The sequence below is a fragment of the Alteromonas sp. 5NS40-0096 genome (assembly GCF_057544385.1).
In genome coordinates, this window is record NZ_BAAJLQ010000001.1 from 728,551 (window position 1) to 749,734 (window position 21,184).

The 21,184-nt window shown below is 43.1% G+C and carries 24 protein-coding genes and 5 tRNA genes; 7 read left to right on the top strand and 22 right to left on the bottom strand.

Features of this window, described 5'->3' with window-relative positions:
• Positions 1–9 precede the first annotated feature (9 nt).
• The 5 genes from AC27G9_RS03300 to AC27G9_RS03320 form a co-directional block, all read right to left on the bottom strand.
• Positions 10–723 (bottom strand): hypothetical protein, encoded by a 714-nt coding sequence (locus AC27G9_RS03300; RefSeq protein ID WP_487070999.1) that lies wholly within the window; start codon positions 721–723, stop codon positions 10–12.
• A 67-nt stretch (positions 724–790) separates the two neighbouring features.
• On the bottom strand, positions 791–1,387 hold the full coding sequence (locus tag AC27G9_RS03305; RefSeq protein WP_487072047.1) for a LysE family translocator: 597 nt from the start codon (positions 1,385–1,387) through the stop codon (positions 791–793).
• 38 nt (positions 1,388–1,425) lie between these two features.
• Positions 1,426–2,136: a Sir2 family NAD+-dependent deacetylase gene (cobB, locus tag AC27G9_RS03310; RefSeq protein WP_487071001.1), complete on the bottom strand. Its 711-nt coding sequence runs from the start codon at positions 2,134–2,136 to the stop codon at positions 1,426–1,428.
• A complete protein-coding gene (locus AC27G9_RS03315) occupies positions 2,129–2,968 on the bottom strand; it encodes a sulfurtransferase (protein WP_487071003.1) in 840 nt (279 codons plus the stop codon). Before AC27G9_RS03315 ends, cobB begins: the two co-directional genes overlap by 8 nt.
• A 55-nt stretch (positions 2,969–3,023) precedes the next feature.
• A complete protein-coding gene (locus AC27G9_RS03320; RefSeq protein ID WP_487071005.1) occupies positions 3,024–3,668 on the bottom strand; it encodes a MarC family protein in 645 nt (214 codons plus the stop codon).
• Positions 3,669–3,785: 117 nt separating this feature from the next.
• Here AC27G9_RS03320 and AC27G9_RS03325 point away from each other — a divergent pair, with 117 nt between their 5' ends.
• Positions 3,786–4,181, top strand: coding sequence for a hypothetical protein (locus tag AC27G9_RS03325; RefSeq protein ID WP_487071007.1), 396 nt, complete (start codon positions 3,786–3,788; stop codon positions 4,179–4,181).
• Positions 4,182–4,195: 14 nt separating this feature from the next.
• On the opposite strand, the gene AC27G9_RS03330 is transcribed toward AC27G9_RS03325, so the two are convergent.
• The 5 genes from AC27G9_RS03330 to AC27G9_RS03350 all read right to left on the bottom strand — a co-directional run bounded on the left by AC27G9_RS03330 (position 4,196) and on the right by AC27G9_RS03350 (position 7,371).
• Complete coding sequence (locus tag AC27G9_RS03330; protein WP_487071009.1) at positions 4,196–4,936, bottom strand: DNA alkylation repair protein; 741 nt, start codon at positions 4,934–4,936, stop codon at positions 4,196–4,198.
• Positions 4,936–5,439 (bottom strand): hypothetical protein, encoded by a 504-nt coding sequence (locus tag AC27G9_RS03335; protein WP_487071011.1) that lies wholly within the window; start codon positions 5,437–5,439, stop codon positions 4,936–4,938. Before AC27G9_RS03335 ends, AC27G9_RS03330 begins: the two co-directional genes overlap by 1 nt.
• 167 nt (positions 5,440–5,606) lie before the next feature.
• On the bottom strand, positions 5,607–6,458 hold the full coding sequence (locus AC27G9_RS03340) for a TIGR02285 family protein (protein ID WP_487071013.1): 852 nt from the start codon (positions 6,456–6,458) through the stop codon (positions 5,607–5,609).
• Positions 6,459–6,685: 227 nt separating this feature from the next.
• Positions 6,686–6,943: a hypothetical protein gene (locus AC27G9_RS03345; protein WP_487071015.1), complete on the bottom strand. Its 258-nt coding sequence runs from the start codon at positions 6,941–6,943 to the stop codon at positions 6,686–6,688.
• 101 nt (positions 6,944–7,044) lie between these two features.
• Positions 7,045–7,371 (bottom strand): DUF2185 domain-containing protein, encoded by a 327-nt coding sequence (locus tag AC27G9_RS03350; RefSeq protein WP_487071017.1) that lies wholly within the window; start codon positions 7,369–7,371, stop codon positions 7,045–7,047.
• A gap of 198 nt (positions 7,372–7,569) precedes the next feature.
• Here AC27G9_RS03350 and AC27G9_RS03355 point away from each other — a divergent pair, with 198 nt between their 5' ends.
• Positions 7,570–8,451, top strand: a complete 882-nt coding sequence (locus AC27G9_RS03355; protein ID WP_487071019.1) for a dienelactone hydrolase family protein — start codon at positions 7,570–7,572, stop codon at positions 8,449–8,451.
• Positions 8,452–9,130: 679 nt separating this feature from the next.
• On the opposite strand, the gene AC27G9_RS03360 is transcribed toward AC27G9_RS03355, so the two are convergent.
• The 11 genes from AC27G9_RS03360 to AC27G9_RS03410 form a co-directional block, all read right to left on the bottom strand.
• A complete protein-coding gene (locus AC27G9_RS03360) occupies positions 9,131–11,050 on the bottom strand; it encodes a hypothetical protein (RefSeq protein WP_487071021.1) in 1,920 nt (639 codons plus the stop codon).
• Between the two features lie 23 nt (positions 11,051–11,073).
• Positions 11,074–11,733 (bottom strand): hypothetical protein, encoded by a 660-nt coding sequence (locus AC27G9_RS03365; protein ID WP_487071023.1) that lies wholly within the window; start codon positions 11,731–11,733, stop codon positions 11,074–11,076.
• Between the two features lie 13 nt (positions 11,734–11,746).
• On the bottom strand, positions 11,747–12,412 hold the full coding sequence (locus AC27G9_RS03370; protein WP_487071025.1) for a hypothetical protein: 666 nt from the start codon (positions 12,410–12,412) through the stop codon (positions 11,747–11,749).
• A gap of 635 nt (positions 12,413–13,047) precedes the next feature.
• A tRNA-Leu gene (locus AC27G9_RS03375) sits at positions 13,048–13,134 on the bottom strand.
• 56 nt (positions 13,135–13,190) lie between these two features.
• Positions 13,191–13,264, bottom strand: a tRNA-Cys gene (locus AC27G9_RS03380).
• A gap of 29 nt (positions 13,265–13,293) precedes the next feature.
• Positions 13,294–13,369, bottom strand: a tRNA-Gly gene (locus AC27G9_RS03385).
• 183 nt (positions 13,370–13,552) lie between these two features.
• A complete protein-coding gene (pgsA, locus tag AC27G9_RS03390) occupies positions 13,553–14,119 on the bottom strand; it encodes a CDP-diacylglycerol--glycerol-3-phosphate 3-phosphatidyltransferase (protein WP_487071027.1) in 567 nt (188 codons plus the stop codon).
• Positions 14,120–14,195: 76 nt separating this feature from the next.
• The gene (gene uvrC, locus AC27G9_RS03395; RefSeq protein ID WP_487071029.1) at positions 14,196–16,013 is read right to left on the bottom strand and encodes an excinuclease ABC subunit UvrC; all 1,818 of its coding nucleotides are present in this window, start codon (positions 16,011–16,013) and stop codon (positions 14,196–14,198) included.
• Between the two features lie 3 nt (positions 16,014–16,016).
• Complete coding sequence (uvrY, locus tag AC27G9_RS03400) at positions 16,017–16,658, bottom strand: UvrY/SirA/GacA family response regulator transcription factor (protein ID WP_487071031.1); 642 nt, start codon at positions 16,656–16,658, stop codon at positions 16,017–16,019.
• A gap of 335 nt (positions 16,659–16,993) precedes the next feature.
• A tRNA-Ser gene (locus AC27G9_RS03405) sits at positions 16,994–17,085 on the bottom strand.
• Between the two features lie 353 nt (positions 17,086–17,438).
• Positions 17,439–17,530, bottom strand: a tRNA-Ser gene (locus tag AC27G9_RS03410).
• 239 nt (positions 17,531–17,769) lie between these two features.
• Here AC27G9_RS03410 and AC27G9_RS03415 point away from each other — a divergent pair.
• From AC27G9_RS03415 to AC27G9_RS03435, 5 genes are read left to right on the top strand one after another with little or no spacing between them, the layout of a single operon-like run.
• Positions 17,770–18,435 (top strand): Bax inhibitor-1/YccA family protein, encoded by a 666-nt coding sequence (locus AC27G9_RS03415; RefSeq protein ID WP_487071033.1) that lies wholly within the window; start codon positions 17,770–17,772, stop codon positions 18,433–18,435.
• Between the two features lie 55 nt (positions 18,436–18,490).
• The gene (tusD, locus tag AC27G9_RS03420) at positions 18,491–18,880 is read left to right on the top strand and encodes a sulfurtransferase complex subunit TusD (RefSeq protein ID WP_487071035.1); all 390 of its coding nucleotides are present in this window, start codon (positions 18,491–18,493) and stop codon (positions 18,878–18,880) included.
• Position 18,881: 1 nt separating this feature from the next.
• Positions 18,882–19,235 carry a sulfurtransferase complex subunit TusC gene (gene tusC / locus AC27G9_RS03425; protein ID WP_487071037.1) on the top strand — a complete coding sequence of 118 codons (354 nt, stop codon included), beginning with the start codon at positions 18,882–18,884 and terminating at the stop codon, positions 19,233–19,235.
• On the top strand, positions 19,235–19,483 hold the full coding sequence (locus AC27G9_RS03430; protein ID WP_487071039.1) for a DsrH/TusB family sulfur metabolism protein: 249 nt from the start codon (positions 19,235–19,237) through the stop codon (positions 19,481–19,483). The genes tusC and AC27G9_RS03430 overlap by 1 nt, the downstream gene beginning before the upstream one ends.
• The gene (locus tag AC27G9_RS03435; protein ID WP_487071041.1) at positions 19,484–19,828 is read left to right on the top strand and encodes a TusE/DsrC/DsvC family sulfur relay protein; all 345 of its coding nucleotides are present in this window, start codon (positions 19,484–19,486) and stop codon (positions 19,826–19,828) included.
• A 55-nt stretch (positions 19,829–19,883) separates the two neighbouring features.
• Here the strand turns inward: AC27G9_RS03435 and serS are convergent, their stop codons facing one another.
• Positions 19,884–21,176 (bottom strand): serine--tRNA ligase, encoded by a 1,293-nt coding sequence (gene serS / locus AC27G9_RS03440; protein WP_487071043.1) that lies wholly within the window; start codon positions 21,174–21,176, stop codon positions 19,884–19,886.
• Between the last annotated feature and the right edge of the window lie 8 nt (positions 21,177–21,184).

Consider the following 21,184-nt stretch of genomic DNA (forward strand, 5'->3'; position numbering starts at 1 on the left):
CCTTATCTCCTACAGACGCGACATTGGCTTAGAAGTCGAAACGCCCTCACCATACCCAAACAGCTCTACATAAATCAAGCCCAACACGCAATAATAAAACGGAACAACCCATAAAAGCACAACACCAAAAGTGGCAAACGCCAGCATACTCAAAGCAAAGAACATCATAAACAGCAAAACAAATTGCCCCAAGTAACGATTAACAGTGGTGATGGATAAAAGAATTGATGCGAAAATACCACAGTTTCGCTCTGCAACTAACGGCATAGCAAACGCTGTTGCAATCAGTAAATACAAGCCAGGCAATACCAACAGTAATAGCCCAATTGACACCAGCCAAATGACAATGAGTTGTACCAATGCCAAACCCAATATCGAAGGTAAACAACCGACAATATCTAGCGTGGCAATAGATTGGTTTTGAGCGCACCGAATTCCCATTTGGTAGATACCTGCAGTGAAAGGCGCTAATAAGACAGCACACAAATAACTTATCACCAAGCCATCTGAAAAGCTGAGATTGGCCAATGCTTCAATACTGATTAGCCTTGATAACGTCAATACTACAATGGCGACTACCAACAAGAATACGCTAGCCGCCAATGACCAAGTTACGAAGTTATCCTGCGTTTTTTCATTCGCTTGGGCCAAAATACGGCTGAGATTAAAAGCTCGCTTTGGCCGTTTTGGGGAGAATGACTGTTTTGGGTAAGAGTTAGTCATAAAAGGGCGTGTTTAACAACAGCGCCTCACATTGATGATTCTCATTCGAGTATAGTTGAATACTCTGCTAGCCCCAAAGTAGTTTGATGGCCAATGCAATCAACAATACGCCCATTGCCCTATCCAACCAATACCCTTTCGCGCCAATAAAATTGGCAACTTTTGCACTGCTGACGATATATGACAAAAAACAGAACCAGGCAGCTGTTGCGCCCGCGAGATAAAAGCCGTAACCAAGCTTCACCATAAAGGGTGTCTCTACACTGATGATTGCAGTAAACAAAGACAGGAAAAACAAGGTTGCCTTTGGATTAAGGCCATTGGTTAAAAAGCCATTCCAAAAGGCTTTCTTAGCGCTAATCGCTGATTTGTGCTGATCATCGAACGTTTCTTCGTTGTCTGGTGGACCGCTTCGCAACGCTCCATAAGCGAGGTACAACAAATAAGCGGCAGCTAAGTAGCTAAACAACTTAAACAACCATGGGGTCGTTTGAATAAGGACGCTCAGTCCCAATAGAGAATAGGCTACGTGCAGTAAAATACCGGCACCAACACCAATACTGGTAATAAGGGCAATACGACGACCATATGCAATACTGTTGCGAACTACAATCGCAAAGTCAGGCCCAGGGCTGGCAACGGCAATAAGATGCACCACCGCCATCGTTATAAATTCTTCTAAATACAAGGTTTGATTTCCTGTTAAAGCGCAGTAATTAGCTGATTGACGTATGCGGGTACCACTTTTGTTGCGGGGCCATTGACGACCTCATCAAAAAAACTCGCACCGTGACTCGGTTCAAGATTAAGTTCGACCGTTTTTGCTCCATTTGCAGCAGCAATTTGGTAAAAGTTAGCGGCGGGATAGACTTGGCCGGAGGTGCCGATGGCGATGAATAATGTGGCTTTAGCTAAGTGTTGAAAAATCGTTTCCATTGCCAAAGGCATTTCGCCAAACCAAACTATATCAGGCCTTAATTGGCTTGGTGGATGGCAGCATTGACACTCAGTATTTGCATCAAAGCTTGCGTTAGCTGGCAGAGTCTTACCGCTCTTGACACATCGTGCAGAGAGTAATTCGCCATGCATATGAATGACCTGTTTGCTGCCAGCTCGCTCATGCAAATCATCGACATTTTGCGTAACAAGAACAAAACGATCACCGAGTGCTTGTTCGAGCCTTACTAGCACATCGTGAGCCAGGTTGGGATTGACGTCTCCACTTACCAGTTGAGCTCGTCTTTCGTTGTAAAACCGATAAACCAAATCTGGATTCGCCTCGAACGCTTCAGGCGTTGCGACCTCTTCCACCCGATGATTTTCCCAAAGACCATCGTTTTCGCGAAAGGTTTTTAGCCCAGATTCAGCCGATACGCCCGCGCCAGTGAGCACAACTACATAGGGACTAGGCACTTTCTACCTCCACTGGGTATTCTAGATTACTTCCCCACTCTGTCCATGATCCATCGTAGATCTTCACGTTTTGAGCCCCCAACTGCAAAGCTGCCATACCAATGACACAAGCCGTAATACCTGAACCACAGCTGGTGATAATCGTTTGGGATAAATCAACACCAGCTTCATCAAACACTTGTTTTAGAACAGACGAATCTGCCAAACGTCCATTTTCTAACAAGTTCGTGTAAGGCAGGTTAATGGCGCCGGGCATATGGCCACTTCTGACGCCAGCTCTAGGTTCTTTTACTCGCCCGAGAAAGCGCCCAGCGGCTCTTGCATCAAGAATTTGCTGTTGATTGTTAATGGCCGTTACAACCTCATCAGCGTCAACAAACCGTGTTAGTTCTGGTGCAGGTGCAGATTCGTATACAGTAGGTTCACATTGGTCGTTAGCGTTGTTGTCTTCGACTGTGTGACCTTCCCCAATATATGCAGGCAGTCCACCGTCTATTACGAAAGCGTTTTGATGACCCAGCATTTTGAGCATAAACCACAGCCTTGGGGCGCAAAATATGCCAAAGTTGTCGTATACATACACGGTGTCTTTGCTAGTAATACCCAGCTTACCCAATAACGCAGCAAACGCTGTGGTTGTGAGTCGTCGGTGTGGCGCGGCAAAACTATGATCGCTACCTTCTTTATCTAGATCAATAGTCACAGCACCCGGAATAAAGCCTTTGGGTGTAGTTGTAGTCGCTCCAGATACTGGGTTAACCATTTCCACATGAATGACTTTTACACTGTGATCACGCAGGGCATGCATCGCAGTTTTAACATCAACAAACATAAGTTTCACACCAAATTAGAATAGTGAAAACAGTAACATAGAAATATTGACATCACTAGGCAGGCAGCGATGCCACAATATCAACAATAATGGGTTTTAGCCCCGCAACGATAAATTCGACGGCAATAACCATAATGATTAATCCCATCAGTCGCATCATGACTTTGATACCAGTTTCCCCCAGCAGTTTGATAATGGCACTAGAGAAAAACAATACCCAATAGGTAATAAACAATACCAAAAAGACACTGGCAAACAATACGAACTCTTTATCAAGGGTAACGGCATCTTCCATAAGAACGATAGCATTCGTTAATGCGCCGGGCCCACAGATCATTGGGATGGCTAAGGGCGTCACGGAGATATCCTCAACGTAACTTTTCACCTCATGCTCCGCGACCTTCATTCTTGCAAGTCGCGCTTGCAACATATCCATTCCCATGATCAAAAAGATGATACCGCCAACTATGCGAAAACTATTGACCGAAATATGGAAGAATGAAAACAACAATTGACCAGCCATTGCAAAAACGACAATCGTGATAAACGACACAATTAGGGCTTTACGGGCCGTTTTGATTCGCTGTTTGGGATCCAGTTCACTGGTTAACGTCATAAAAATAGGCATCACCCCTAGCGGATTGATCAGCGTAAAGAATGACGTGAAACACAGTAAAGCAAAAGGCAATAATTCCTGCATGGCTATCTCATTACTATCGTTTTTTGCTATTTTAACACAAGCGCTGGCAATGCTGCTTTGCGCTAGGCAAAATGGCGTCTATTTTTATTGCCACTATCTAGCAGAGAAGGAGATGTCATGAAATCTAGTGTTGGTTTCATCACGATATTAAGCGTTTTACCTTGGTTGGTCGCCGCATCAGACAACTCCCACCCTGCAATAAAAGAAGCCCTAGAACGCATTGTCGATCACCCTGAAAATTACATCTACGACCTCGGTGACGTTGGTCTATACAAAATCAACAAGGCATATTTTAGTGACGACAAAACCTTTGTATTTCATCACGAATATCTAAATGGCATAGTTACCCTCGATGAATTTGACGGTGATACCATGGTCGTTGAAGGCAGTTATCAAACCGATGAAAACAGCGGCAGTATTACCCTTAGCCTACAGGCAGATGGGAGTGCATCTGGAGAATGGCATTATTTCTTTTTCGATGGGCCGGTGAGGATTATCAACATTCGTCCTTAACAAAAAATTTTATTTTACAAAGACATACTTGCGATTTGCGTAGGGCTTAATTTTTCAATGGCATAACGCCACGTCGATTTGCGTATCTTGTTCTTGTTGGTTATCAGGTAGTCAATCACAGATTCCGGTTGGGTTTTGGATAGGGTTTTTAACAACCAGCCAATGGCTTTTTGCACGTAGTCGTCACCATCGCTTAGCCCTCTGTCACATTGTGCGTATATAAAATCAACTGGTAGTTGGTAGGTCTGTTTACCGATTTTCTGATGTACGAACTTCAGCCAAACCACATACGCCGCGCGGCGGCACCATGGGCTGTTAGACTCTAACCATACATCGAGTGTCATGACTTCATTGAGGTTTTTAATCAAGTAACGGTTTAAGGTTTTCATCGCGAGGCTATCAACTTGAGCCCAATTGCTAACGTGATGCTCTAACCAATGCCGAGCCAATAACAGCACCTCACTACCTTGAGCCTTACCTATTACTTTGTTGAGCAAAGCAAATGCGAGTAAGACTTCCTCGTGGTATTGATGGTGCACAATTATCCAATTGGAAAGGGCTATTACCTCTTCGACACTCTGTTGAGAGTTCTCCTTATGGAAACGCGTTGCAAGCTCATCGATAGGTTTAGCCGATACACCCAGAGCCTTGATTGGCGTCGGAAAAAAGCGCTGCATACTCGTTGCTACACTTACATCTTTTTGCGCCGCCAACTGAGCGATTATCAATTCATAATGTTTGGGTTTTTGCGGCATTATTGTGAAGTAACTTTTGTGTAAGTACCGTCAAACAAAGTCGACCATGAATCTTGGCCACGCAACCGCATTTGCCAATGTTGTCGGACGGTTCCGTCACTATTGCTCGACCAGGTGATTTGATGGTCGACATCCCTACCCTGCGCATCTTTTCCAACACCACTTAGCACCATTGCGCCGTCTTTGAATTGGCCCGCTAAACGCAATACTAACCCAGAATTATCCATCCAGGTTTGTACCCATTCTTGGCGTTGCTTGTCATATCCATTGAGGCTGCGTCCCTCGAAACCCGAAGGGGTGACATAATGTTCGGCGACAACACAACCGTTTAGAATAGCGGTGATGTTATTTTGGCCCGCAATCTGACCATTTGCCCCAGTAACATTCCATTTTCCTAACCAAAAATCGAATTGTCGATGTTCTGGAATATCGCAAGCACTTTGGGCGAACGCTAGCTCACTCAGCAGTAAAGATAACAGCAGGATGATAATTTTGCGTTTCATTTCTAGCTTCTCAATCGATTTGGCATCACCCCACTATAGCGTATCTACGCGGTGGTGATGACAATATCGACGGATAAGCGAACTTTTCAGACTAGGTGTAAAGTAAACGGCTAAGTCTCTATCGCAAACCTTAACAATGCGTAGTAACTAAATCACTTTAGCGCCATCTAAAATCGACTGTCGACAGCGTTTTGGTGAGATATAACATCATCCTCTAGTAACCAACTTTGATAAAAACCGCTGATCTTTTTTTTCCTTTCGGCTACCACCACGTCGTTAACTGCGTTAATGACCTGTCTCCCCAGATGTGAATTAGAGCACCCAACATAACCGAGTAAATACTCATCGCTCCCAGAAATAGGATAACTCTTCAATTCATTTGCAAGAGATGAATTGGGTTGTTTGTGAAATTTGTTCTCTATGGGTAGCCCCAAAAAGCCGTCAAGCCTCGTGCTTTTCTTCAGCATTGCCGACAAGCCAGAGTAATGATCGATGGCAGAACGAAAGACTAAATTGTCTTGGCTTGACGAAAGGTTGAGTATCTCGTCAACCGACTCCCCATACTTAGCACCACTGCTAACACCAAGCATAAAACGTTCATTAGCCAATAATCCCTCCAAATCAACGCTACCATCAGCAGACAGGTAACCTGCAAGCTGGGTGTCGTTACCTTTTCTGACAAACAATTGATTCGAACCTAAGACGTAAGCTGGTTCACTGTATATTACAAAAGCCTCTCTGTCGGGTGTTTTTAACAAAGCGGCATGGCAGACATTTTCATGCTCTTTAATCTCGTTTAAGCTTCTTTTATAGTTGGCTGGTACTTTGACGTGATGGTAATTGGTAAGCCTATCCATCAATAATTGCATGGTCTGGTCGGCGTAGCCTGTGTTGTTGTGCTCCCCCTGCTGTATATATGCTGGAGGCATTTCGGAATAAAACCAATATACGGTTTTTAGTGGTTCAGCACAGGTAAGAAAAGGGACGTAGAGTACTAATAATAAGCCTAATAATCTCACACGCTTTGCTCCTAACTATTTTCAACCGTTTGCTAACAACAGTGAAGTAATAGCGATCGACGTTATAACTGCTAAGTGTGTTCTGGTAAGACAGCCAGCGCAAGTCATAATCCATTTTCTAGACTAAAGAACTAACATTATGACTAACGTGTATTTCATCAGATAGACTCAACACAATTCAGCCTCAATGCTGAGTGACTAGCGACATGATATTGAGGCGCGACAAGCTAGTCACCTGCAGAGCCAGCGTTGCTGCTATCTCGAGGGCCACCGCCGAAAAGTTTCGTCTGTTTTGGGGGTTGGCTTTGGCTGTGGTTAAACAACCATAGCCCAATAGCGCCAATAAATGGGATTATCCACACCAAGATTATTTGTGCGCCTTTCTGAAAAGCATCGAGTTCATCGCTTTTTACCAGTAATACCGTGACTATCAAATTCAACAACAGTGCTGTAGCGAGAGCAACATGCCATATTTCAATATTCATACCAGCCTCTATTTTTACCTGCCATTCTTGAGGTGCAGTCATAGCGCATAACGACAGCAATCAACACACGTTTGATCCCTGAGCAAATTATAGAGATATAGTCACTTAACCACTTCAATAAGTATCCCTTTGCCGTTTCGTTCGCACTCAGTGCCTACTGGTAAAGTCAAAAAGGGAACGATATCAGAATCGTAGTTTGCAATAGTATTAGTATCAAACATTGCTAAGTTCTCTGAATCATCCAGATATGTTTGAGATTCATTGCCTGACAGAAATATCCAACCATTGAAAGGGCTATTAGGTTCATCACGATACATATAACCCACCTTGCATCCTTCAACAGCAATCATGTTGAATGCAATGCACGCACCATGGCCCTGCGCCACGTCGACAATCTGGTCTTTTGTTAGCATGTAATCATTTCGCATTAACACAAACTCCAATTGGGGGTAATGTTGAAGCATCGGTACATTGCAATATATCACACTGGATAAACAGTTCATCGTGAGCATATTGTAAAATCTACGTACCTCTGTTGTTTTATAAAAAAGAATATTTAAAGTCGCCAATTGACCGTCAGATGAAGCAATATTTGCTATTGGTCGATCAATATAAAAGGAATGCTTATGTGTGATGAATGGACAGAAAAGGACAATAAGAAATTCTTACTAAACAAAGGAAAAATCAATCGTCGCGAGTTTAATAAGTTGAGTGTCACAGCTTTATTGGCGGGTTTAATGCCTCAAACGGCGTTTGCGGGCTCAGTTTCAGAAATGACCGTAGACGTGCGAACACCTGACGGTATTGCTGATTGTTATTTTGCCCACCCAGCTAAAGGAAAGTACCCGGGAATCCTCATGTGGACGGATATAAAAGGTCGCAGGCCGATATACGAAGCAATAGCGAAGCGACTGGCTGAAATTGGTTATGCAGTCTTGCTAGTGAACCCGTATTATCGGGATGCAAAGGCGCCAGTAGTTGATCCGGGTGCGCGTCTTGGTAATCCCGATACAATGGAACGATTATGGGCTATGTCTGACAAACTCACTCGACAAGCCGTAATGTCTGACGCAACAGCTTATTTACACTTTCTCGATAATCACCCTAGCGTTGATATCAAGCGCAAAGCGGGTACGTTTGGCTATTGTATGGCGGGCGAGCTCGTTGTTCTGACAGCCGCTTCTTGTCCAAATCGTGTCGGAGCTATAGCATCTTTTCATGGTAGTAGAAGCATCGTTAGTGATGGACCTGAAAGCCCACACCTTCTCATATCAAAGTCGTCCGCACAGGCGTTTCATGCTGTCGCGGAAAAGGACGATCAAAGGTCTCCTGAAACCAAAAATATAATTAGAAAAGCGTACGAGACTGCAGGACTTGCAGCTGAAATAGAGGTATACGAGAACACGCTTCATGGATGGTGTACCCCAGACTTCCATGGCTATCATGCAGTACAAGCCGAAAGAGCATGGAGCCGAATGTTACACTTGTTTAAAAACGCTTTAGCCTGACCTGTTGGGCCAAAGTGGATAGCGGACAAACAAACATAGATTCGGCAACGAGGTAGAAAAGGTGCTTCGTGTCTTCGAGACTCATTGCTATCGTTTTCTTACGAAGTACTATTTTCTCGATTTTCAATACAAACTTATTGTATCGCCTATCTAAAAACTGTTGATTCAAACTAAAAACTATTAACAAAAACCATTGCCGAAACGGAAACAGATTTAAAAAATACGAGGAGATAATTGAAAACTGACTGTTGATAGCGCTTCCCTTATCATTTTTGCTAGTTTTGGTCTATTGAAAAATAAATGGTGCCCAATAGCGAATCTAAGTCGAACTATAGTGTTAAAGATTTTGCTGTTTTATTTGCAACACTAGCTAACTAAGAGAGTATTTTAAAAGGAGCCTACCCTGCTCCAAAATAAACCATATTAAGCCTGTATCTTGGCCACTTTTGGTTCAATTCCCTTTTGATGAATTGAACGAAGAGCTATTTCTGTCTCAAAAATAAATTTTCCAATTTATCGTGAAGGAAGTCTCAATAAACTGGCTGAGTCGAATGAATATTTAGAAGAGAGATAGAGGAAAACATGACAACGGCTTTAAAACGAATGTTAACTGCGCATAGAACGTAAAAACTAAAAATAACGCCCTTAATATTAGAGCGTTATTCAACCAGAAATTTGACTAATTTTCACCGGCCAGTTTTTTCTGTAGCTCTGCAATTGTTACTCTAAGTTGAAGTATTTCAGATTGTTGTCGCAATAAGTCTGCCTGAGTAGGTGGCGTGGGCGGTGCTTTGAGGCCTGCAAGTATTTCTTGCTGCTGCAGTAATTCCACTTCTGTCCTAATAATATCGATTTCCGACATTTGAGCTGGGTTGTTAAATTTATTCAGTTCTGCTTGTGCTTTTAGCATTTCAAGTTCTGCTTTTAGGCGGGCAGTATTACTTGCCAGTTCTGGGTTAGTACTCGCAATTTTTTGTCTGGACTCAAGTAACGCATATTGCGCATCCAGAACGGCCTTTTTCCGTACCATTTCATCAGTTGCATCAATGCCATCTAACGCAATCTGTTCTTCAAGTAACTGCTTATCAAGCTTGATTTGTTCTAACCTAGCTTTGTCCGAAGCTATTGCCAACTCTGCTTCTTTTGTTTTTATTGCGCTTACACTGGTCAAAGTTTCCTGGTAAGCTGTCAGTCCACTTTTCAACGCTTCGTCCAATGATTGAGCCAACACATCTGCGCCGCCACCTTCGGTCGCGACTACTTTTTCTACTGCGCCATTGTCGGTGAATACTAGTTCTAAACTCTGTTTTTCCCACACATTTTTATCTAACACGTGTAAATTGGCTGCAGAGTTGGCAACAAACACATTTATTGGTGCAGCTGATTTTACAGCTGAAACCGTTTTAGCAGAACCACCGTCAAAATCTGGTAGCGAAGTAGCTTCGATGATTTCCAGACGCATAGGGACCGGTGTGCGAGAAACTATGGCTAATGCCTTATTTGTACTCTTTACTTTCACTTCGTCAGGTGTTGGTGCACTACCAGCCGAAAAAGTTGACGATACAATAAGCCTTGGCACTGAACCCGAGCAATCCCAAAGCTCTTGTAAAGAAGAAAGTGGTTCTTCACATAAACCCAGATCTATAGCTTGTTCTATTTTTGGTGCAGCTAAATCGACTTCAGCAAAACTAAGTAATTCATTGGCAGTAAACTGCTTTTTGCGGTTAATTGTTGTTCTTTGACTGCGAATTTTTTTGGAAGCTTTAAACTGCGTAAATGCAGCTTCTTTCAATGCTTTGGTCCTAGTCAATTCTTTCTCAAGTTGCGCAGTAACATTTTCCAGAATTGATACTTGTTTTAAAGCATTAGTAGCAGCCAGTTGATTATCGACTTCTGCGTCAATAGATTTCAGCAGAGCAATACGGCCATTTCGTGCATTTTCCAGCGCATCATTAAGTTCCTTAAGACGATTTGTCAGGGGCTTGCTTCCGTCATCTTTTTCAAAAACTTCGTCAAACCAGATTTTTGCATTCGCTTCTGCCTTATCTGGCGAATTACACGCAGCATTAAAATCATAAACTGATTTTGCCTTTTCCCCACTCAACACACCTGTGAGGAAAGGCAGGACACGGCCTACAAAAGAGCCTATAGAGGTGAGAAAACTACCTGCTTTGCCGCTTGAAGTGGAGTTGATACCGGCAAGGCGGCCATCTTCAGTAAAATTGATTGTGTACTCAAGTTGGTTGAAGAAGCTTGAGTGTGGATTCAGTTCATAATAATGGCTTGTGTCAGCTACAGTAATAGGAGTTATAGCTACAGCTTTATCAACCATCCATTGAACTTTACAGGAATCCGCTCTCCAATGAAGAACTCCTGAGTCGTCTTTTTCTTTAAAAGCCACACTACGTTGTTCAAACGTTAAAGACGCTTCAGCGTTAAACGCCGTAGCAGGCAGGTAGTAACCCATTTGCTTAAATTTTGTCACTTCTTTTGGCGTCTCTTGCTCGTCATCCTTTTCTTGCTTTTGATCAGGAGTTGAAGCACAACTCATGACACTGATAACAGACAGACTCAGCAATGCTAATTTTACTGGTTTCACAATCTTTCCTTCTTTGCATTTATTCAGATAATCAATATGTTTTTAACCGCGTCGTGTATTGCTTCTATTTCTGTTTTAAACCGTTCATCGGTCAGACGACCAATTAATGCAGTATTAATAATATTCAGTGCCGTTTCCTGAGCATTCCGCATGGCAGCAACACCACCTGTTTCAGCGGCAGCTCGACATAGTGTACCGTCAATTGTTTGCCACAGTGTGAGTCCTTCTGATGTATTCCATTTGGGAGAGTCCTGAAAAGCAGTCACAGAAACAGCTCCAGCTTTTTTGAGGGAGCGAAGTAAAGTTGCTTCACCTTGAGCTACTTTGCACGCACAAATATAAATGTCTCTGCCATGGGCAATAAGTTCTAAATCGCCTTGATCAAGGTCAGGTGACAAAAGTACTTTATGTTCAGAAGGGGCCGAAACATCACCTGTATGTGACAATAAAACCGTGTCAGGTAAGCCATGGCTAAGAATTAGCAAAGCTTGACTTTTGCCATGTTCATTGTCTTTTGCATCAATCCCTCTGATGAACTGTGCCTGACTCGTTAGTCTTTCAAACGAACCTGGTAAACGAAAATATCTAGTATTTTCACCGTTGATCAGATGTTGATTTCTTCCACTTGCCAGCTGGCGTAAATTCCCGTCATAGGTCATGTTAGTTATTAAAGCGTAGCGCATAACGAATCTCTATTTAGTTGACAACATATTTTTGCGCCTCAACTGATTCAACAATTTTCATGGCAGTTGCAATGTCACTTTTTACTAATGCTTCTCTGGCTTTTTTCAACTCAAGTAAGTGTCGTCGGGATTCTTCAGGAGAGATAGACTCTGACATAATGATTTCATAATTAAGCAGTTCTATTTCTTCCATGATTAGAGCCGTCTGGTTGCCTGAGACTGATTCTTTAATCTTAGATTGCAATAGCTTTGGCAATTCAAATTTATTGCCAAAATAATAGCCCGAAAGACTGGAAACCAATGCTATAAGTGCGCCAAACAATAAGTCTAACTGATCACTTAAATCAGGAGCTGACTTACGGGTTATATACACTTCTTCATAATATTCTCCAATTAGTTTTCCCTCATTAAGCACCTGAATTTCCGGGTTTCTTTCAAGTAATTGCAAACGTTCTGCACTGACATTTTTGTATATCTCAGTTTTATAAGGGGACGTCGACGCATCAGTAACGACTACGATCGCTGACACAAAAGTGATAATAACCATTAAAGCCAGTATTGCTCTAACACTGCCTTTCGGTAACCCTAGAGACTGGTCTGGGGCCTGTAAACGAAAAACGCTCAAATAAATGAGCAGCAAAAAAAATACACCGCCAATCAGTATGAGTGCACTTTCCATTTTTACTCCTGGTACTGTAAAAATCATTAGTATCAATTGTTTACTTATCATACTGTCAGAAAGTGATTTTAATGTACATTTTCTCTCACCATGCAAAGCTTTTCTCTGTCGAAATATTGCATAATATTCAGCGATGTGCGCTTACAAAGTATTTTGTTGGCAATGAGAGATAGATAGATAGATAGATAGATAGATAGATAGATAGATAGATAGATATGTAACGTTTTTAACTGGGTAAATGTGTGGATTAAATTACTTTTTAAAATATTTTCAATAAGTTAACTTGGTAAATCTATTCGTAAAGACCTTTTGCAAAACGAAGGTAAAAAGCTTAACGAGAACAACGAAAACCTCCAGCAAGAGTTTCAACAACGTGAAGGTGATACAAATATTGCCCTATCTTGCATGGTTGAATCAAACAGCCCAGTTGTAATTGGAGCATATGAAAAACGCATAGATTCATTGGAAACATGTAAGCTAATATTCAAAGAAAAAATAGCAAAATGCAGTACACAAATAACCCATATTATGAAATGTATCGAACTTCTTTAGAATTCCTAAATTAGTGGCTCAATTTAGGGTTTTGAACGGAATAAAGAAATGGCTTTTATGGGGTAGAACCCGATTTTATAAAATGGTGCCCGGGGCCGGACTTGAACCGGCACGCTGTTACCAGCGAGGGATTTTAAATCCCTTGTGTCTACCAATTTCACCACCCGGGCAGGGATATCGATTTAACGATAGGTGTGGGTTGGAACCCTACTCTCTTTCGAGAAGATGGAGGCGGAACCCGGAGTCGAACCGAGATCCACGGATTTGCAATCCGCTGCATAGCCATTCTGCCATTCCGCCAAATTGACTTTCGTCGTCATTCAAGAAATTGGAGCGGGAAACGAGATTCGAACTCGCGACCCCAACCTTGGCAAGGTTGTGCTCTACCAGCTGAGCTATTCCCGCGTATTTCTTTGAAACTGTAACTCGCGTTTGCTGTGTTACTGCCTCGTCGAATGTGGGGTGCATTCTACCGACACGAATGAAACTGTCAACACCAAAAACGCCTTAAATGTCGAGAATTCTTCCTTTTTTGAATCGTTTGCAGCTTTTTTATTCGGTTTGATTATGCCTTAACCAATAAGCGGATTAATTGCTTCCCTTTAAGGTTTGCCATGCGGCTTTTGTATAAACCAACATTGACCACATTGACAACACAGAGGCGATATACAACAGCCCATAACCCAAGGTTACCCAATAAATAGGGAAACCCATAAAGGTTTCTAACCCCGATAATAATCCAATCAAGGCTAACATTTGGGCCATGGTTTTCGCTTTTCCAATGAAAGAGACTTTCACTGTGTCGCGCATTCCTTGTTGTCCCATCCATTCGCGCAACGCTGAAACGTAAATTTCGCGAATCAACAAGACTATCGCAGGGGCGGTAATCCAAAGAGTGTTGTATGAATGGGTAATCATTAACAGGGCCGCCGCTACAATTAATTTATCGGCAACGGGATCTAAGAAGGCACCGAAAGGTGTCGACTGCTTGAGCTTTCGCGCAAGATAACCATCAAACCAGTCTGTTATTGCAGCGAGCCAAAAAATAAAGGCGCCCGCTTCATGAGCCCATTTCCAATCTAAAAAATATACAATGACGAATACCGGAATAAGCACGACTCGGAACATTGTTATGATATTGGGTATCGTCCACATAAATTACTTCTCTATCAGGGCACTAACGCAAAACAGCGCTTATTGTGCCATCGGGAACGGGTTGTGACTACCGTTATTAATGATGAAGGTGATCGTAGATCACTTCAGCGAGCTCGTCGCTTATCCCAGGCACGTTGGCAATTTCATCTTTGCTGGCTTTTTTGAGACCTTGCAAGCCCCCCATAAATTTCAACAATGATTGCCTGCGTTTGGCCCCTACTCCAGGAATACTCTCCAATGTGGAAGTGGTTTTGACTTTCTGTCTACGGTTTCTGTGCCCAGAAATGGCAAACCGGTGTGATTCGTCGCGTATGTGCTGGACCAAATGAATTGCCGGTGAGTCACTCGCCACTGGCAAGGTCTCATGAGAACCACCGAGAATTAAGGTTTCTAATCCAGGTTTACGGGTCGTGCCTTTCGCTACGCCGATCAAAAATGGCTTTTTATTGCCTTGCCATTCATCGAAAAAGTTCTCAGCTTGCGCGAGTTGCCCTTTACCACCGTCAATGAACAAGATATCTGGCATCTTATCGTCGTCAGAGGATGGCTTGTAACGCCGTTTTAAAGCCTGTGCCATTGCGGCATAGTCATCACCGGGCGTGATACCTTCAATATTATAACGACGGTAGTCAGATTTTAATGGGCCTTCGCGATTAAACACCACACATGAGGCCACGGTTTGCTGGCCAGAGGTATGGGAAATATCGAAACACTCCATACGTTTTATCGGTTCATCCCAATTTAACGCCTCTTCTAGAGCAAGGTATCGGCCGTGTACTGATTTCTTTTCGATGTATTGGGCATCTAATGCATTTTGGGCGTTGGCATTGGCAAGCTGCAGATAACGGCGTTTTTCATCTCGCGCACCTTTGAATAACTGCACTTTGTGATTGGCTTCAGCACTGAGTAAGTCACTAATACTATTTTCATCTTCTAATTCCATTGGCATGACGATTTGCTTTGGAATTCGCTTGTTGCCCGCCAAGTAAAACTGCAGAAAAAATGACTCAAAAATTTCATTTTCTGACAAGGTATTAGGCACTTTTGGAAAGAAAGACTTACTGCCCAATAACTGGCTATCGCGAATAAACATGACTTGTACACACACCATGCCACCTTTTGTCGCAACACCAAACACATCCATTTCTTCTTGAGTACCCGCGACAAACTGGCGCTCTTGTACTTGCCTCAAGGCATTGATTTGGTCGCGATAACGCGCCGCAGCTTCAAAATTGAGCAATTCACTGGCGTTTTCCATTTTCTCAACCAAAGATCCAATGACTTGCTGGTTCTTACCTTTCAAAAATAGTCGTGCATAATTGACTTGTTCTCGGTACTCGTCGTCCGATACATAGCCGGGCACACAAGGTGCACTGCAACGTTTCATTTGATATTGCAAACAAGGGCGGCTTCTCGCGCGATAATAGCTGTCTTCACACTGACGAATGGGGAAAATCTTTTGCATCGTACGCAAACTTTCCCGAACCGCCCAAGAATTGGGATAAGGCCCAAAATACTCACCCTTGAGCCTTTGTGGACCGCGATGAAACGCTAGCCTTGGATGATCGTGGCCTGATAGAAAGATAAAAGGATAAGATTTGTCATCCCGCAATAGAACGTTGTACTTGGGCTTGTATTTCTTGATGAAATTGTTTTCGAGTAAAAACGCTTCGGTTTCACTATTTACCACCGTAACATCAATATTCGCAATTTGTGCCACCAAGGCCTTGGTTTTAGCACTGTCTACTTGCTTTCGAAAGTAACTAGAGACCCGCTTCTTGAGATTTTTTGCTTTGCCGACGTAGATTACCTCTTCGTCGGCGTTGTACATGCGGTAAACACCTGGCTGTTGCGTGAGGTGTTTTAGAAACGACGTTACGTCGAAATCACTCATCGATTATAGGTAATCCGTGGTGATAAGTTTGTGGCGCAGCGCTAAGTGAGTCAGCTCTACATCGGTAGTGACACCCAGTTTGTCAAACATTCGGTAGCGGTATGTGTTAACCGTTTTGGCGCTAATGTTTAAGTTGGATGCGATATCAGGAACCTTTTCGCCTTGCGTCAAACGCATCGCGATGTTGAGTTCCCGTGTCGACAATGAATCAAAGGGATTGTCTGCTTTGGTTAGCTTGGTCAGTGCAATAGATTGCGCAAGATCACTAGGCAAATAGCGTTGGCCACTATGCACCTTATAAATGGCATCAATCATGTCGTTTGGATCAGCGTCTTTAGTTATAAAGCCTGTAGCGCCTTCTTCCATAACTTGCGCGGGCACTGGGTGCTCTTTCACCATGGATAAACAGAGCACTTTCATGTTCTCACCCATACGCAAGATTTGTTTAGTTGCTTCTAGCCCGCCCATGCCCGGCATATTAACATCCATTAATATTACGTCGGGGTTAAGCTTTCTAGCTAGTTTGACGGCATCCTCTCCATCGTTAGCTTCGCCTACAACTGTAAAGTCGCTTACGTCTTCTAGAATTCTACGAACGCCATTTCTAACGAGTTCGTGGTCATCGGCTAACAATATTTTTATCACGTGTGTTGCTCACTACTTTTTATAATCGTTCTAAACTACACAAGTGCGTTTAGGGACAGAATTATACCACGTCAATTTTCGTCTTAGAACAAATATAGCCTGTATTCGAATTTGTTCGATTACTATTTGCCCACCGACGATGCCATATTAATAGACGTAATATCAGTATCTTAACAAGTTTTTACGGTGTCTGGACTGCAAATCACATAGAAAAGCAGGAAAATACGTATGCAACACATGTCGTGCGTAACAAGACCAAAATAAAAAGAACCGTTAATTCGAAATTGAATTGGAAACGAAAAAGCCCACGCATTTGCGTGGGCTTTTTCTCAATATGGCGGAGAGTGAGGGATTCGAACCCCCGGAAGGTTTGACCCTTCGCTTGATTTCAAGTCAAGTGCATTCAACCGGACTCTGCCAACTCTCCTGAAGTGCTGCGTATAATAATGATTATTTTGATGCTGTAAAGCCCTAAATAACCTGTTTGCTTATTCTGTGATCAAATTGCGACTGTTCGCTCACATATCCATCAAAATGCTCAAATTTTAAATGAGCATTGCTATTTATCGTTGAATTGTCATTTCTTAAATTAGCGACGTTGGTTTTACCTGTGCACTAGCAAAACGACAAAGAGACCTCAAACACGTCATCGATAGCAAGAAATAACGATATGGATTTATTCGTGATATGGTGGACGCACGAGCGCTTTTTAGTCCACTACAGGTTTACACGATTCTGAAACGAAAAAGCCCACGCATTTGCGTGGGCTTTCTCTTAATATGGCGGAGAGTGAGGGATTCGAACCCCCGGAAGGTTTGACCCTTCGCTTGATTTCAAGTCAAGTGCATTCAACCGGACTCTGCCAACTCTCCTGAAGTGTTGCGTATAGTAATGATAATTTTATCGATGTAAAGCATAAATATTAAAAAAGTGATTAAGCGCCTGATATTTAAACGATCGCGAGCAAAAATTACGCGAAATCGACAAAGTATCACCAATCCCTTGTTAGATATCGCAAAACTACTTGAAAAATTGAACCAAAAGCCATACAACTACCCTAATATATAAGTGAGTATCTTACTCAGATTGACTTTTCCTATTGGAGGGAACAATGGATCCACGTTCAATGTACTCTAGTGCATCTCAACCGTCTGTTCTACAGACGAATAAGGTGCTTCGTAGCACATATATGTTGTTAGCAATGACGCTTCTTTTCAGTGCTGTGTGTGCTGGCATCGCAATGGCTGTTGGCATCAGCCCGATTATGTCTCTGGGCATGACAATTGGTGCCTTCGTAACACTGTTTATTTTAAATAAAACAGCGGAATCCGCATCCGGTATCGCATGGGTGTTTGTGTTCACTGGTTTGTTAGGCGGTTCATTAGGCTACACCCTTAATTACTACGTTGGTGTTGGTGGCCCTGGTCTAATAATGGAAGCACTTGGTGCAACGGCTATCGTGTTCTTTGCACTTTCAGGCTATGTACTCACGACCAAAAAAGACTTTTCTTTTATGGGCGGCTTTTTGGTTGTCGGTTTGGTGATGGCCATTATTGCGATGTTCGCTAACATTTTCTTCCAAGTACCTGCGGTTTCACTTGCACTTAACGCTGTGATTGTGTTCCTTATGTCTGGCTTTATCCTTTATGACACAAGCCGTATCATCAATGGCGGTGAAACGAATTACATTCGTGCAACAGTCTCTATGTACCTTAACCTGTACAACTTGTTCACTTCGTTACTACACCTTCTGGGTGCGTTCGGTGGCGACGACTAATCACTATCAAAAGTAATTAGAGACGCACCCCGCTATTGCGGGGTGTTTTGTTTATATGGCACATTATTCACTACTTATTACCTCCTCTCCCTTTGACCAAACGAGTGGTACGTCCCCTATTGAGTTTGCGCAAGCCCTCATTGAAGCTGACCATACACTCGATCAAATCTTCTTTTACCAAGCAGGTGTATATCACGCGAATGAATTTGCTCATGAGCCGGGTAACCAATCAAATCAGTACCAGCGTTGGGTAGAGTTGAAAGCCCAACTCGATGTACCTTTGTGGGTGTGTGTTACAGCCGCGGCTAAGCGGGGTGTCATATCTGAACATGAAGCGCAAGAACTGGGTAAATCTGGGTTTAATATTACCGCGCCTTTCGAACAAGTTGGCATCGGCGAGTTTTTTGCGAAGCTTCATCAAAGCGACCACTTGGTGCAATTTTAATATGAGCAATATTCTCGTACAGTTTACACAACCGCCCTACTCAGGCAGTGATGCCGAAGACGGTTTAGACTTTGTGCTGGCAGCGACCAATTATGGCCATGACGTTGCGGTTTTATTTACAGGCGATGGCGTTTATCAATTACATGTTGAGCAGACGCCTTCTTTCGCAAAGAATCACGCTAAACGGTTAAAGATGATGCCCTTGTATGACATTGAGGACGTATACATAAGTAAGCCATGCCTTGAATCCAGACACTTGTCGCCTGACAACCTTGTGAATGTCGATGGGGTAACACTAAGCCACCAACAGGTAACAGACCTGATCAATCAAGCCAAACACGTGGTAACTTTCTGATGCTATTGTTTGTTCGTACTTTACCTATTGATCCATCACGTTTGCATTCATTGTCTGCAACCGACGTTGTCGTGCTCGGCGAAAATGCAACGTATAAACTCGCAGAGGTGTTATCAAACGTTGGTAAAGCCAAAGTCTACGTGATGGAAGAAGACGCTCGAGCTCGAGGCTTAACAACTGAAATGACAATTACACAATCACAACTCGTCGCATTGACGACTGCGCATAACCCATGGGTAACATTATAAATGAGTGAGTCTTTTTCTATTGAATGGCAGGGTAAAACCTTAGCCACCGATAAACAGGGTTATCTGTTAAATCATACAGATTGGGATGAATCGTTAGTGCCTTTTCTCGCCGAGCGAGAAAACATCACGTTGACTGATGCTCACTGGGAAGTGGTGCGTTTTGTCCGAGCCTTCTATTTAGAATTTGACACCAGTCCAGCAATTCGAGCGTTGGTCAAAGCCATGGCCAACAAGTTTGGTCCAGAAAAAGGCAATAGCCGCTATTTACACAGGCTATTTCCCAAAGGCCCAGCAAAACAAGCGACAAAGCTAGCAGGCTTGCCTAAGCCGGCTAAGTGCTTGTAATTGAGTATTGGATTGTCAAAAAAAAGCCCCTTTCGGGGCTTTTTCAATTTTGCTCTTAGGCTTTTAATTCAGTAACACCGCCCATGTAATTCACCAAGGCTTCTGGCACTTTGATACTGCCATCGGCCTGCTGATAATTCTCTAATATAGCGACTAGTGTTCTACCTACGGCTAAACCAGAACCATTTAAGGTATGAACGAGTTCAGGCTTATTCGTTTCTGGGTTGCGATAGCGCGCTTGCATTCTTCGCGCTTGGAAATCCAACATATTTGAACAAGAAGAAATTTCGCGATACGTATCTTGTGCTGGCAACCACACTTCCAAGTCATAGGTTTTGCATGAACCAAAGCCCATATCACCAGTGCATAGTAGGACTTTACGGTAAGCTAGACCAAGGCGTTGCAGAATGACTTCGGCATGGCCAGTCAATGCTTCAAGTGCATCAAAGCTGTCTTCAGGCTTAACGATTTGCACCAGTTCAACTTTTTCGAATTGGTGGTTACGGATCAAGCCTCGAGTATCTCTACCGTACGACCCAGCTTCACTACGGAAGCACGGTGTATGTGCGGTCATTTTTACCGGTAGTTGGTTAGCGGCAATGATTTCGTCGCGAACAATGTTGGTCAATGGAACTTCCGCAGTCGGGATCAAAGATAAACCTTGGCCTTCCTCGGTTGCAGGTTTAGTGTGGAACAAATCCTCACCAAACTTAGGCAACTGGCCCGTACCATATAGGCTATCTTCATTCACCAGTAACGGTACGTAAGTTTCTTGATAACCGTGTTCTTGCGTATGAATATCCAACATAAATTGAGCGAGTGCGCGGTGCAGTTTTGCTACTTGACCATGCATAACCACAAAACGGCTACCAGATAACTTCACGCCTGTTTCAAAATCCAAGCCTTTATTTAAGCCATCAGCCAAATCAACATGGTCTCGCACTTCAAAGTCAAACGAAGGTGGTGTTCCCCACTTGCTGACTTCCACGTTGTCTTCTTCATCTTTACCTGAAGGAACAGACTCGTTAGGTAAGTTTGGTATTTGTTGAGTAAACGCCGTAATCTCAGCCAGAACAACATCCAACTCTTGTTTCGCTGCGTCTAAATCGTCTCCTAACTGGCCTACTTCCGCTAACAATGGTGCAATATCTTGGCCTTGTGCTTTCGCTTTACCTATGGACTTACTTCGCACGTTTCTTTCATTTTGTAATTCTTGCGTTTTGATCTGCAAGGATTTGCGCTTTTCCTCAAGCGCGTTGAAAGTTTCAACATCCAGCGTATAGCCTCGTGTTGCCAGGCGAGCGGCGGTATTTTCTATGTCGCTACGCAAAAACTTTGGATCTAACATGCGATTAT

Coding starts and splice junctions, on each gene's coding strand:
- AC27G9_RS03300 (WP_487070999.1), bottom strand. CDS start 723: ATGACTAACTCTTACCCAAAACAGTCATTCTCCCCAAAACGGCCAAAG.
- AC27G9_RS03305 (WP_487072047.1), bottom strand. CDS start 1,387: ATGGCGGTGGTGCATCTTATTGCCGTTGCCAGCCCTGGGCCTGACTTT.
- AC27G9_RS03315 (WP_487071003.1), bottom strand. CDS start 2,968: ATGTTTGTTGATGTTAAAACTGCGATGCATGCCCTGCGTGATCACAGT.
- AC27G9_RS03320 (WP_487071005.1), bottom strand. CDS start 3,668: ATGCAGGAATTATTGCCTTTTGCTTTACTGTGTTTCACGTCATTCTTT.
- AC27G9_RS03325 (WP_487071007.1), top strand. CDS start 3,786: ATGAAATCTAGTGTTGGTTTCATCACGATATTAAGCGTTTTACCTTGG.
- AC27G9_RS03330 (WP_487071009.1), bottom strand. CDS start 4,936: ATGCCGCAAAAACCCAAACATTATGAATTGATAATCGCTCAGTTGGCG.
- AC27G9_RS03335 (WP_487071011.1), bottom strand. CDS start 5,439: ATGAAACGCAAAATTATCATCCTGCTGTTATCTTTACTGCTGAGTGAG.
- AC27G9_RS03345 (WP_487071015.1), bottom strand. CDS start 6,943: ATGAATATTGAAATATGGCATGTTGCTCTCGCTACAGCACTGTTGTTG.
- AC27G9_RS03350 (WP_487071017.1), bottom strand. CDS start 7,371: ATGCGAAATGATTACATGCTAACAAAAGACCAGATTGTCGACGTGGCG.
- AC27G9_RS03355 (WP_487071019.1), top strand. CDS start 7,570: ATGTGTGATGAATGGACAGAAAAGGACAATAAGAAATTCTTACTAAAC.
- AC27G9_RS03365 (WP_487071023.1), bottom strand. CDS start 11,733: ATGCGCTACGCTTTAATAACTAACATGACCTATGACGGGAATTTACGC.
- AC27G9_RS03370 (WP_487071025.1), bottom strand. CDS start 12,412: ATGGAAAGTGCACTCATACTGATTGGCGGTGTATTTTTTTTGCTGCTC.
- pgsA (WP_487071027.1), bottom strand. CDS start 14,119: ATGTGGACGATACCCAATATCATAACAATGTTCCGAGTCGTGCTTATT.
- uvrC (WP_487071029.1), bottom strand. CDS start 16,013: ATGAGTGATTTCGACGTAACGTCGTTTCTAAAACACCTCACGCAACAG.
- AC27G9_RS03415 (WP_487071033.1), top strand. CDS start 17,770: ATGGATCCACGTTCAATGTACTCTAGTGCATCTCAACCGTCTGTTCTA.
- tusD (WP_487071035.1), top strand. CDS start 18,491: ATGGCACATTATTCACTACTTATTACCTCCTCTCCCTTTGACCAAACG.
- tusC (WP_487071037.1), top strand. CDS start 18,882: ATGAGCAATATTCTCGTACAGTTTACACAACCGCCCTACTCAGGCAGT.
- AC27G9_RS03430 (WP_487071039.1), top strand. CDS start 19,235: ATGCTATTGTTTGTTCGTACTTTACCTATTGATCCATCACGTTTGCAT.
- AC27G9_RS03435 (WP_487071041.1), top strand. CDS start 19,484: ATGAGTGAGTCTTTTTCTATTGAATGGCAGGGTAAAACCTTAGCCACC.
- serS (WP_487071043.1), bottom strand. CDS start 21,176: ATGTTAGATCCAAAGTTTTTGCGTAGCGACATAGAAAATACCGCCGCT.